Annotated in this window: 9 protein-coding genes; 4 read left to right on the top strand and 5 right to left on the bottom strand. The window is 59.8% G+C overall.

What is annotated here, in order from left to right; all coding sequences use genetic code 11:
* The first annotated feature begins 7 nt into the window (after positions 1-7).
* Complete coding sequence (locus tag NG895_RS01210; RefSeq protein ID WP_252850617.1) at positions 8-1,657, top strand: hypothetical protein; 1,650 nt, start codon at positions 8-10, stop codon at positions 1,655-1,657.
* Here NG895_RS01210 and NG895_RS01205 read toward each other — a convergent pair.
* The 4 genes from NG895_RS01205 to NG895_RS01190 all read right to left on the bottom strand — a co-directional run bounded on the left by NG895_RS01205 (position 1,654) and on the right by NG895_RS01190 (position 7,009).
* On the bottom strand, positions 1,654-2,652 hold the full coding sequence (locus NG895_RS01205; protein WP_252850616.1) for a DUF6807 family protein: 999 nt from the start codon (positions 2,650-2,652) through the stop codon (positions 1,654-1,656). The genes NG895_RS01210 and NG895_RS01205 overlap by 4 nt on opposite strands.
* Before the next feature lie 177 nt (positions 2,653-2,829).
* Positions 2,830-4,026 (bottom strand): 6-phosphofructokinase, encoded by a 1,197-nt coding sequence (locus NG895_RS01200; protein WP_252850615.1) that lies wholly within the window; start codon positions 4,024-4,026, stop codon positions 2,830-2,832.
* Positions 4,027-4,246: 220 nt separating this feature from the next.
* A complete protein-coding gene (locus NG895_RS01195; protein ID WP_252850614.1) occupies positions 4,247-5,185 on the bottom strand; it encodes an SDR family oxidoreductase in 939 nt (312 codons plus the stop codon).
* An 87-nt stretch (positions 5,186-5,272) separates the two neighbouring features.
* Positions 5,273-7,009, bottom strand: a complete 1,737-nt coding sequence (locus NG895_RS01190; RefSeq protein WP_252850613.1) for an ExeA family protein — start codon at positions 7,007-7,009, stop codon at positions 5,273-5,275.
* A gap of 282 nt (positions 7,010-7,291) precedes the next feature.
* On the opposite strand from NG895_RS01190, the gene NG895_RS01185 reads away from it, so the two are divergent.
* Both NG895_RS01185 and ahcY read left to right on the top strand, forming a co-directional pair.
* Complete coding sequence (locus tag NG895_RS01185; RefSeq protein WP_252850612.1) at positions 7,292-7,978, top strand: phosphoribosylanthranilate isomerase; 687 nt, start codon at positions 7,292-7,294, stop codon at positions 7,976-7,978.
* Between the two features lie 168 nt (positions 7,979-8,146).
* Positions 8,147-9,505, top strand: coding sequence for an adenosylhomocysteinase (ahcY, locus tag NG895_RS01180; protein WP_252850611.1), 1,359 nt, complete (start codon positions 8,147-8,149; stop codon positions 9,503-9,505).
* Positions 9,506-9,614: 109 nt separating this feature from the next.
* Here ahcY and NG895_RS01175 read toward each other — a convergent pair whose 3' ends face one another.
* Positions 9,615-10,679 carry an acyltransferase family protein gene (locus NG895_RS01175; RefSeq protein WP_252850610.1) on the bottom strand — a complete coding sequence of 355 codons (1,065 nt, stop codon included), beginning with the start codon at positions 10,677-10,679 and terminating at the stop codon, positions 9,615-9,617.
* A 365-nt stretch (positions 10,680-11,044) separates the two neighbouring features.
* On the opposite strand from NG895_RS01175, the gene NG895_RS01170 reads away from it, so the two are divergent.
* Positions 11,045-12,391 (top strand): MBL fold metallo-hydrolase, encoded by a 1,347-nt coding sequence (locus NG895_RS01170; protein WP_252850609.1) that lies wholly within the window; start codon positions 11,045-11,047, stop codon positions 12,389-12,391.
* The last annotated feature ends 28 nt before the right edge of the window (positions 12,392-12,419 follow it).

Below are 12,419 nucleotides of genomic sequence, written 5' to 3'. Positions count from 1 at the left end.
GTGCGCAATGACTCAATCGATAGGGCGGCCATGCTGCGTCGCTATTCTGACGCTGCTTTTCTCCACAGGGTGGTCTGCAGCGCGGGCCGACATCTTTCCCGATCCCTCGATCCCACAGGACAGTCGCTCGGGCACCGATCGCTACAACGGCTTGAAGAAGGTGTTGATGATGGTCGTGCACGACGTCGACAGTCCGCTCTCCACCGAACAGTGGGACAATCGAGTCGATACGCATCGACAGCGGGAAGAGCAGATGCGGAGTTTCTACGCCACGAACTCCGGGGGGCAGTTCGACTTCTACTTCGATGACATTATCGACACCCCCATCGAACTGAACGACGACAATACCCGCCCCAGCAACTTCTACCAACTCGCCAACAACGTGGCCCAAGGACTGGGGAAGAACCTGTCGGACTATTACCTGTTCGCTTACGACATCGGCTACACCACCAATGACACGGGCTGGTCGGGACTATCGACCAGCAACCGCATCTATCTGCAGTCGATCCGCACCCAAGTGACACAGCACGAGATTGGCCATCAAGTGGGTGTCGATCATGCCAAGGCGTTCGTCACCCGCAACGACAGCAACTTCCACCCTTATACCTGGAACGAACAGTCGCAACAGTACGAAGAGTACATCCCCGGCGTCTCGCCCTACGACCCCATGCCGTTTGGTGTGGCCTCGTACGAGTACAGCAATCCCTTCGACACGATGGGCAACATCAGCACGGGCGACTTTCGCATTCGTGAGAAGGTGTCCGACGTCGGGTGGATTTCCGAGTCGCAGTTTCCTCGTGTCGATGGCGAAGATGGCCTGGGCGAGGGCGTCCATCGCATCTACGCCCACGACGAACTGCAGTCGATGACCGATGGCTTGGGCAACTACGGTGTCGTGGAAGGCTACGCCGCTGGGGTGAATTATGGCTTGCAGTACCAACGGTTGGGGCAGTACTTCGACACCGACACCGGAACATTCTTAGCCGAAACGCAAACGATTGATATCGAATACCGCTCGGGTGCCGACGGTGTGCAGTTCTACCTCAGCGGCGAGGCCGATGGCGACAATCGACTCACCGGGGCACTGGTGGATATCGATTCGGAAACCAACAGCCGCGAACGCTTGCTGGAGATTGGCAGTTCGATCGAGGACACCGAATTTGGCATGTCGAGGTTCATTGTCGACGCCGGCGCCGTGGGACAGTCGACCCCCACGATCGACTTCCTCGACTACAACCCGCCGGCCCCAACTATCCTGGCGGGCAGTTGGTGGAACATCACGGCCATCGCCAATGGTGTCGATGCGATTGGTAGCTGGATCGACCTCGAGTTCGAGCTGATCAGCCCGCTGAATGGACTGGCTGGCGACCTGAACCAGGACCGCATCGTGAATCAGGACGACATCGATCTATTCTTGGCCGGCTGGATGACGGACACCCTCAACATGTCGAGCATCGACAAGTACTACCACGGCGACCTCGACTTTAGCGGCCTGACCGATTTAACGGACCTGAACTTGATGCATCAGGCGGTCAGCACTGCCATGGGGACGAGTAGTGGTTTGCAGGTTCCCGAGGCTTCATCGGCCGCCATCGCAGTTGCCTGCACCTTGCTGCTTGGCGCCGTCGGATACACCAGACGCGGATCGAGCCTTTAGCGCTGGCCGACGAATTCGTCGTGCAACTTCTGGCATTCGTCCACGGTCATTTCGCCCGGCTTGATGAAATAGCGGTACTTGACGTCGAGCGGTTTGTCGGGCGTTACATCGGTCACAAAGTAGGAACCAAAGCGGCCGTAATCGCGTTCGCTGTAGTGGGCCGGCTTGGGATTGTCGGGGTGGTCGAGGTACAGCACCGTGTACCGCGCCCCGTCGATGACCACCGACATGGCGAGCCAGGGACGATTGGTGGTTTCGCCGTTGACCGGGTCGTCCTTCTTGGTGTGGTTCCAGTTGCGTGTCTCGCCCGGCTTGCCCTTGCCGTCAGTGCGGACATAGTAGGTCTGCTTGGCCGTCTCGTCGGCAACCTTCTGCGAGGCACGGAACTGCACGCCCGCATGCTGGGGGTCGCCATCGAGATGAATCTTGTCGATGCCGTCGGCACATTCGAGCTGCGACTCGAAGTCGATCTGAGTCATGTCGCCAGTCTTCGAAATGGTCTGTTTGCGCGATTCGTTCGCAAACAGCTCACCACCTTTGCCATGCCAGGAGATGGTTGTCTCCAGGGTGCCGCTATCGTCGTCGGCATCTATCGAATCGATGCTCTCGTTCTGTTCGTAGGCGCCGTTGGTGCAGTGCCAAGTATCGCAACGCTTGCCATCGCCATAGGTGATCTTGTTGAAGCCGAAGTAAATGCCGCGGTGATGCGGGTACAAACCACCCGGGCCCTTGGTGATGATCTGCGATCCATCGGGGCTGTATACATGCAGGTATGGCTTGTAGGTCTCCGCCCGCTTTGCGTCCGACGATTCGTCCAGCGGAGCGTACATGTAACGCACCAGAGGCGAACCATCGAAGCTCAGCTCAGCGTAGTGTTGGGACTCGTTGTTGTTCCAAGAATAGCCGGCAGAGTCTTCGGCACGCGAAGTGGTTGTAACCAGCACCATCGACAGAGGGATGAGTGCCAACGATCGGACGCAAGAGGTGATGTTCATGTTCCTCAGCTTAGCTTGGCCATCGGCCGGTGACAACGTCCGCGGCCCACTTCTGGCAGCAAACCGCAGAGGCTCGAGAAAACCGGAAATCGCAACACGAAAAGGCCGTAGTAAGCAGGCGTTCCAGCCCTTGACCTTACCTGCGAAACGCACCTTGTTGAGCCATGACGGCTCGCCCTACGCGAACGCCGCTTGAACGGCCGACTGAGTGCTTTCGAGCAGCCCTTCGGTGTCTGGTCCGTCGGGTACGTGTTCGAGTTTCAGGTCGAAAACGCCATGAGACAATTCGTCCGCGGGGCGGTCGCCAAAGCTGATGCCCAGTGCCCGGGCGGCCTGCACGGCAGGGCCGAGCGGATCGACCTGGCGAATCTTGCTAACGGCCTCCGCAATGGGCACGCTGGTCATCTCCGGCGGGCGCGAACAGATCATCTCGCCGAACCGTCCTTCGACCACCAATCGCACCGCGTGGGCGCCAAACTGGGTGGCCAGCACTCGATCGAAAGTGGTGGGGGCACCACCACGTTGCAAGTGACCCAACACGCACAGTCGCGTCTCGCGATGCAGTCGCCGCTCGATTTCCTGCGTCACCGCTTTGCCAATGCCGCCCAGCTTCATCTGCCGGCCATCCTGCTGCTCGCCCACCATCGCACCATCGGGCAAGTGGGCCCCTTCGGCAACAACCACCAGGGTGAACTTCTTGCCTTGGCTCTCGCGGTGCAGAATCTTGTGGCACACGTGTTCGTAGGACCACGGAATCTCGGGAATCAGGATTACGTCGCCGCCGCCCGCGATGCCCGAGTGCAGGGCGATCCAGCCGGCGTGCCGACCCATGACCTCGAGCACCATGATGCGTTCGTGACTGGCCGCCGTCGTGTGCAGGCGGTCGAGCGCATCGGTGGCGCATTCAATCGCACTGTCGAAGCCAAAGGTGAACGCCGTGGCAGTCAGGTCGTTGTCGATCGTCTTCGGCACGCCCACTACGGGGATGCCGTTTTCGTAGAATTGTTGGGCAATGGCCAGCGAACCGTCGCCGCCGACGCAAATTAAACCGTCCAGGTCCAGATGCCGCACGGTTTCCTTGACGCCGTCGATCAGGTGCTGGGCGATCTCCACCCGGTCGCTCACACCACGGATCGCGGAGAAGCGGCCCTTGTTGGTGGAGCCCAGGATGGTGCCCCCCTGATTCAAGATGCCCTTGGTGCTTTCGCCGGTCAGCGGCAAGTACTGCACGGGGGCATACAGACCTTCGTATCCTTTGAGGAAGCCGACACAGTCGTATCCCAGTTGCACGCAGGTTTTTACCGCACCCCGAATCACGGCGTTCAAACCCGGGCAATCGCCCCCACTGGTAAGAATTCCAATTCGCTTCGACATTTCTTGGCATCCTGAGTCAAGTTGCAGGCCGACCTCTATCCCGTCCGGCCACGCCGAAATATAGGTTTCGCGACTTGAGATATTTCGTCGCAATTCGGCAGATGCGCCGACCCCGTTGGCGCTACGAGCTGCAAAATTGATACAGCTATCATAAGCGTACTTTGGCCGCCCCGGCCGTAGCCGCCGGGGACCATGTACGGCCGGGGCGGCCATACTACATTCAGCCAGCGATAGAGCGGTAGTACTCAATCGACCGCTTCAGGCCTTCGGCCAGATCGACGGCCGGCTCGTAGCCCAAGCAGTCCCGCGCCTTAGAGATATCGGCCATGCTGTTGCGGACATCGCCCGTCCGCGGGGGGGCGAACTCGGGCTGCACTTCGGTGCCGAGCGCGGCGTTGATGGCGGCCATCAGGTCGAGCAACGTCGATTGCCCGCCACAGGCGACATTGATGGATTCGCCCACAGCTTTTTCCGCGTCGGCCGCCAGTAGATTGGCCGCCACGACGTCGGATACGAACACAAAGTCCCGCGACTGCAGCCCATCGCCAAAAATGGTGGGGCGCTCGCCGGCGAGCATCTTGCTGACGAAAATCGGGATCACGGCCGAGTACTCGCTGGCCGGATCCTGTCGCGGTCCGTACACGTTAAAGTACCGCAACGCCACGGTTTCGATTCCCATGCTCTTGGTAAAAGCCTGGCAGTACAACTCGCTGGCGATCTTGGCCGCGGCGTAGGGCGAAAGAAGGTCGAGCGGGTCGGTCTCTTGCTTCACCGGCTTGGGTTGGTCGCCGTAGGCGGCGCTCGAGGCCGCCAGCACTACCCGCCGGACGCCTGCGCGCTGGGCGCAAGTCAGCACGTTCACCGTCGACGTGGCGCACTCCCTATGCGAGGCCATCGGATCCCGAACGCTGGCCGGTACCGAGGCCAGCGCTGCTTCGTGGTACACCACCTCCACGCCCTCGGACATCCGCGACATCAGCGACGGATCGGCTGCATCTCCCTTGACGAATTCCACGTCGTCGCGAATGTGGTCGAGATTCGTCTCGAAGCCGCTCGACAGATCGTCGACCACCCGCACTTTGTCGCCACGCTTGACCAGTGCCGTGGTGATGTGCGAACCGATGAATCCCGCACCGCCGGTGACCAGGTAGGTTGTCATGTCGTGGGGCAAGTGGCTAGAGGCAAGAAGTCGGAGGAACTCGAAAGCCTACCTCACGCGATCGGCCTGGACAACACAATCGGCCTGCTAGTCCTCGCGAAGCGTCTTGAACAACTGGCGATAATCCGCGCGGTGGGCGGCGGCCGTGTCCATTGGAGTCGACATCTCGTCTTCGATCACCAAAATCTCCAACTCGTCACCCTGCCATGCGGCCGGCTGGTTCTTCGCATCGGCCGCGTCTTGCGCTTCGTCGGCGATGGCGTTTATTTCGGCCAGAACCTGGTCGGTCTCGTCGTCCAACTCAGTGCCGTCCGGAGCTATTTCGTCCACATCGTGCAGTTCGTTCACCTCGATATCCACGATGCCGAACGACGGAAGCGTGGTGGTCTCTTCCCTATCCGCGATGACTTCGTCTGGTTCTGCTTGCGCGGCCTCGATCGGTGCGTCTTCCGTCACACCGCCCGACTGAATCACCTCGTGCAGCATCTGGCTGAGTTCCGCCTCGCAGGCACTGGTGACCCGCGGGCGGCTGGGCGGAATGGTTTGCTCGAAACTCTTGAATTCGTCGATAATCACCTCTTCTTCGAATTCGTCGCCGCCAAACAGGTCGTCCAACGTCGAGGCCGGGCTGCTATCGCTGGCCGCCACCGGCTTGCTGAACGGCTGCGTCCTGGTAACGTTCGTGGCGACTTCAACGTCCGTCACTTCCACCGTGGGTTCTTCGGTGGTGAGCCCTTCGGTCGTCGGCGCGGATGGTTGGGCCTGCGGTACCGAGGCAACTTCTGGCAGATCGACTTCTAGCTGCTCTTCGAGTTCCAGTTCGAGTTCCAGCTCTTCTTCTGGCTCGTGCAGCCTGGCGGTGGTTGCTTGCTCGAATGTCGCTTCGACAAACTTCTCCTCGGAGTCATCCGCGCTATCCTCCGACAGCGGGCCGAATTCCACTATCTCCGAATCGTCGTCATCGTCGCCACTGCAGGTGTCGGGCACTTCGGGCAAGTTCCACGGCGTTGGCAATTGCTGCAGGTCGGCCCATGCCCCTTCCACCAACTGCTTACTCACCTGCGTCTGCTGGTGCGCGGCGGCCAGCACGAGCGCCCGGTCACAAACCTGGTTTACCAGCCGCGCGATTCCATCGGTGGCGCGATACACCGCATCGAGCGCGTCGGCAGTAAACAGTTCGTCCGGATTGGCGCCGGCTGCCGCCAAATGACCGCGCACGTACTGCGCGGTGTCGTGATGACTGAGCGGAGACAGGTAACACCGCGCCGCAATGCGCTGGTTGAACGCCTCGACTTCCGGCTCGGAGAAGGTCTCTTCCAACGGTGCAGAACCGGCCAGCAACAATCGCACGATCGGCACGCCCCGGTGCGCGACGTTGCCCAGGATGCGGAGTTCCTCCAGTAACCGAATCGGCAGCGACTGGGCTTCGTCCACCAGCAGCAGCACGCCCGAGTTGGTTACGTCGCCGTTCTTCAGGTAGTCCATCAGCGCCAGCCGCAAGTCGCCCTCGTCCCGCTGGCGATACGGTTGACCGAGCTCGAACAGAATGGACTGCAACAGCGCCCGCCGGGTGCAGAGTTGGGCGCTGGTGAGGAACACCACGGGGCGGTTCTGGCCCAGATCGTCGGCCAGCACATTCAGCAGCATCGACTTGCCGGTGCCGGGCGAGCCGATCAGCAGTGCTGGTCCTTCGCCGCGATCCAGGCATCGGCCCAGGATTTCCCGGGCCTGCTGCGCTGCTCCAGCCGGGTAATAGCGTTCCACCCTGGCATGGGTGGGGAACACACGCTCGGTGGCGCGGGCGAGTTCGGCGATAGTGAGCATGAGACGTCCTTGGACAATCGCGGTGGAAGGCAAGGTACAACCTCCGTGGCGTACCTCGTCGTTTCCATCGACCATGCCACGGCTGCAACTCCAGTCCTGCTAAAAGGTTAAACTCGGATGGGTGTATCATCTGCGAGTTGGAGAACTGCAATGCGAAAAGTGGTACAATAAATACGTCTCCACCCGCCCGTCCGCGCCCCCGAGCATCGTCCATATAATTAGCTTTTCCTCGTGTTTCGCGGACCGCGCGGCGGTTCGGCTCCCTCCAGTGGTTTGCTATCGATGCCAGCACCGCCGTTTCGAATCAAAGTTTGTGGGATTACGCGCAAGGCAGACGCTCAGGCGGTATTTGCAGCCGGTGCTGATGCTATCGGGCTGAACTTCTACACCAAGAGTCCGCGTTACCTAAAAGGATCAGTTGTCGATCTACTTGAGCTTGGAGGGATCCATCGGTCGTTGTATCGCCCGTTTGGTGCGGTGGGGCTCTTCGTGAATGCGAGCGTTAACGAGATTCTTAGCCATATCGAACTTGCCAAGATCGATATGATCCAGCTCCACGGTGATGAACCGCCCGAATTCCTGGCTGAGCTACCCGATCTCCCCATAATTCGTGCCAGAAGAATGGACGACCGCGGCGTCGCGGCCATCGCCGAGGATCTGGAAGCCTGCCGCGCGGCGGGGCGGGTACCCGATGCGGTGCTGGTCGATGCATTCACCCCGGGAAGATATGGCGGCACGGGCGAAACCGTTTCTTGGGCCGGCCTGGCCGACCATCCGCGGTGGCTCGGCGAGGTGCCGTTGATCTTGGCTGGCGGCCTGACGCCCGACAATGTGGCCGAGGCCATCCGCATGGTCCGCCCGTCCGGCGTGGATGTGGCCAGCGGTGTCGAAAGTGCTCCCGGTGTGAAAGACATCGTGAAGGTCCGCGACTTCGTGGCGGCGGCCACCGCGGCCTTCGAGTCGCTTTGATTCGTGGTTTTTGGCCAATAATTCGCGGTTCTCGCCTCATATATCCGGATTGTCGCCGGATGCGACGCTTGTCGACCCGTGGGCCAACCAACTACACTAACGCATCTGATTTGAAAAAAGCTTTGCCCCCCATTGGGGGTATCCAACCAACGAAGGAGATCCGCTGTCGTGTCCCAAGTCGAAACCGAAAAGCTGCCCTACAAGGTCCTTGATTGCACGCCCGAAGAATTTGAGCGTTTGGCCGCCTGGGGCCGTAAGGAAATCGATCTGGCCGAGAACGAGATGCCGGGTCTGATGGCCCTGCGTAAAGAATACGGCAAGGAGAAGCCTCTTGCGGGTGCCCGCATTGCCGGCTGCCTGCACATGACCATTCAAACCGCCGTGCTGATCGAGACCCTGGTCGAGCTTGGCGCGGAAGTGACCTGGAGCAGCTGCAACATCTTCAGCACCCAGGATCATGCCGCCGTGGCCATCGCCAAGGCCGGCATTCCCGTCTACGCCTGGAAGGGCATGAGCGAGGAAGAGTTCGACTGGTGCATCGAGCAGACGCTGCACTTCCCCAGTGGCGAGCCGCTGAACCTGATTCTCGACGATGGTGGCGATCTCACGGCCATGGTCCATCAGAAGTTCCCCGAACTCTTGGGTGAGATCAAAGGCCTCAGCGAAGAGACCACCACGGGTGTCCATCGCCTGTATCAGATGCACGCCAAAGGCGAGCTCAAGTGCCCCGCGATCAACGTGAACGACTCGGTCACCAAGAGCAAGTTCGACAACCTGTACGGTTGCCGCGAGTCGCTGGCCGACGGCATCAAGCGTGCCACCGACATCATGGTCGCCGGCAAGGTGTGCGTCGTGGCTGGCTACGGCGACGTCGGTAAGGGCAGTGCCCAAAGCCTGCGTGGCTTCGGCGCCCGCGTGCTGGTGACCGAGATCGATCCGATCATCGCCCTGCAAGCCGCGATGGAAGGTTTCGAAGTCACCACCATGGAAGACGCCGTCACGGAGGGTGACATCTTCGTCACCACCACTGGTAACCGCGACATTATCACTGGCGAGCACATGAGCCAGATGAAGAATGACGCGATCGTCTGCAACATCGGTCACTTCGACCTTGAGATCGACATGGCCTGGCTCGAAGGTCAGGTGAAGGATGGCAAGGTCACCAAGACCAACATCAAGCCGCCTCGCGAAGGTGCCGTGGACAAGTACACCTTCAAGGACGACGGTCATTCGATCCTCATCCTGGCTCAGGGCCGTCTGGTGAACCTCGGCTGTGCCACAGGTCACCCCTCGTTCGTGATGAGCGCTTCGTTCACCAACCAGGTGATGGCGCAGCTCGCGTTGTGGGGCGAGGAAGAAGAGTTCCCCGTCGGTGTTCACGTGCTGCCCAAGCACCTGGACGAAGAGGTCGCCCGTTTGCACCTCGACAAGCTGGGCGTGAAGCTCACCAAGATGACCACCACGCAGAGCGATTACCTCGGCGTCCCGGTCGACGGCCCCTACAAGCCGGACCACTACCGCTACTAGTAGGGGGTAGGATTCAGGGGTCGGGGGTTAGAGATCCCGATTGCTGAGTTATCACGAGAAGCTCACAGCCGCCGGCGAAAGCCGGCGGTTTTTTTGTCGTGTGTATGCTTTAGTGAAGCTCTCGGACTGGTGTCGCTTTCGAAGGTGCTTCAGCTTGTAAATCCACTCGATTTGCTGATGCGACGACGGGTATCTTCTTACGATTGCTTCGCAGTGAGAACATGTAATTCAGTGGCCAGATGGTTGCGCACTTGGCAGCTACTACGAAAGAGAAGATGGTCGTGACCACGAACAGGCTGATGTCGGTTAGCACCGACGGCCGGATTCCGAGTTTGTGCAAGACGTCCTGTCCGGCTTCGAGCGGAAGCACATGGAAGACAAACACGCCAAAGGTCAGCGCGCCGAGCATCTTGGCATGGGGAAGCTGGATGGCGCTCGGCAAGCAAATGGCAAACAACAATAGGCCCACTCCCGATAGGTTCTCGATCCAGCTTGTCCGCCCATCGTAGGCTATCCAAGCTGTGGCCAGGATGCAAACCGTCAGACCGACCATGCCAAGCCACTTGGCTCTCATCAAGCGGCTGCTGGGGGTGTCCTCCATCAGTCCAAACGCCATGCCGGCCAGTAACCCGGGTAGGGCGGCCAGTGACAATCTCACGCAGTACCACTCGGGCGATTGAATTGAGGCATCGCTTATGAACATCGAAGTGATCGCCGCCACGCCAGTCAATACTGCCATTAGTCCGGGCTTGTGGATAATCGTGGCCAATCGCGCCCAGGCGAACGCCAAGGCAGTACCCACCGCAATAAACGGAAGAAACCACAAGTGGTGCGCGGTGCCATTGACGAGCGTTGCCCAGTTGAGCTGGCCCACCCCTGCATCCATTTGCAGCTTGCCCCCAATACAGCGGACTACATAGTAGACGACGCTCCACAGAGCGAACATCAGGTAGATGCGAAGCGAGCGATCGGCAATGATCTTCGCGATGGTGTACTCGTGTCTTCGGGCCGCCGACCGCGAAGTGAGGTAGCCGGAAGCCGCTGCGAAGAAAGGTACCGCAAATCGACAGAGGTTCTGTGAGCCGGCGAGTGCTAGCGACTCGGGCGTGTGCAGCCAAATGATGGCAACAATCGCGATGACGCGGAGGCTCTCGAGTGTCAGATTCAATGGCACAGATTCACCTCTCCGCGGTCAACTCGCTCGTGCACCTTATTGCACGAGGCTCCTGCTATTGTAGTCTATCTGCTAGACGTGTGGTGTGGAATCGAATTCGCCGGATCGGTTCTCCGGCTGCTGCGATTGATGTGGGCTGGTTCGATTGTCCCGGCGGATTTCCGGGGTGATCGTCCTACACTGGTTATGCCATGTGATCGCCATTTTGGCGATGGTTGGGCCGAACGGGGCCGCCGGAGCGGTGCGACCCAAATCGCCTCAACCCACACGCTGCGGCTAGCAGGAGCTCCCCATCCTACTTACTGTAGCAAGTGTGCCATACAATCAAGCCGTCGATCGCCCTTTGGATTTCTGAGGATTCCCCCATGCGTTATCTCGTCAGTTTGATCCTAGCCGTGATGTTTACGGTCCCCAGCTCCGCTCAATATAACGCCCCCAGCGTTGCGTCAGCGAAATCCGATTCTCACCCAGTTGCCATTCGTTGGTGGGGGCAGGGGATGGTCGGCATCGAGTCTTGGTGGGACCTCACGGTGGTGATCGATCCGTACAACGACAAGATCGGGTACGAGGTGCCGGAGCTGACCGCGGACCTGGTGTTGGTGACGCATGAGCATGGGGACCATAACAATGTCGAGGCGGTGAAGGGCGAGCCGGTAGTTTCGCGTGGCCTGAACAGCTCTGGCGAGGTTCACCCGATATGGAAGTTGCTCGATCGTTTCGCTAACTCAAGCGAGACCGAGTGGTGGTGGCGGGAGACCAAAGCTGACTCCACCAAGCAAACGTCTCACTCCGTTGTGGTCCGCTCGATCCCCGCCTGGCACGATGACACCCAAGGCAAGCAGCGCGGCGCGACAGCCTTGTTCAAGGTCGAGGTAGATGGAGTTTCCATTCTCCATTGCGGCGACCTGGGGCAAAGCAAACTAACCGACAAGCAGATGTTTTTGATAGGCCCCGTCGACGTCATGCTCCTCCCCGTAGGTGGCGTCTATACCATTGATGGCGACTCGGCGTGGGACATCGTCGAGCAGGTGAAACCGCGCATCGTTATTCCCATTCACTACAAGACCGACAAGCTGAAGATTCCGCTCGAGCCTGTAGACAAGTTCGTCGAGCACATGCCGGCCGGTTGGGAACTGAACAAAGTGTCGCACAACACTCTGGCGGTGAAGGCGTCGCCAAAGGATGCGGAGGCGAAGCACAAACTTGTGGTGCTCGACTATAAGCCGTGGCAGCCCACGGGGGAACTGGCGGAGCTTATGAAGGAAATGGACACCGCGTGCCAGGAGTCGCAGAAGGTCTTCGCTCCTCTCACCGCCAATCAAATGAGCTGGCAACCACCCAATGGCACGCACACTCCGCGGTGGAACGCCGAGCACATGATGGGGCGGCAGCTGGGGTTCTTCTCGCAAATCTACTCGGCCATCGAGCCGGAGACCTTCACGCACATCGATCTGAACCCCGCCCAGATGCCACCCGATTTCAAACCTGCGCATGCCGATTGGGACGGGGCCGAAGAAGCTCGGCAGATGGAGCGGGCGAATGCTTACGTTCGGCGGTTTGCGTATTTGCTCAACGGCGTCGATCTCGACCGACCGGCCCCCGGCAGTCGCTGGACGCTCCGTCGGCTGCTCAAGCAAATGGACCGCCACTTCGGTGAGCACACAGCGAACGTCGAGCAGAAGTTCCAGCTCGAAGGTTGGCCGGCCGAGTAATACAAATTTCTTACGACGTTCCTCTCCG

Source organism: Aeoliella straminimaris, assembly GCF_024054565.1.
GTDB lineage: Bacteria > Planctomycetota > Planctomycetia > Pirellulales > Lacipirellulaceae > Aeoliella > Aeoliella straminimaris.
The sequence above is the reverse complement of the archived record's forward strand: the minus strand, read 5'-3'. Positions and strand labels throughout refer to the sequence as shown.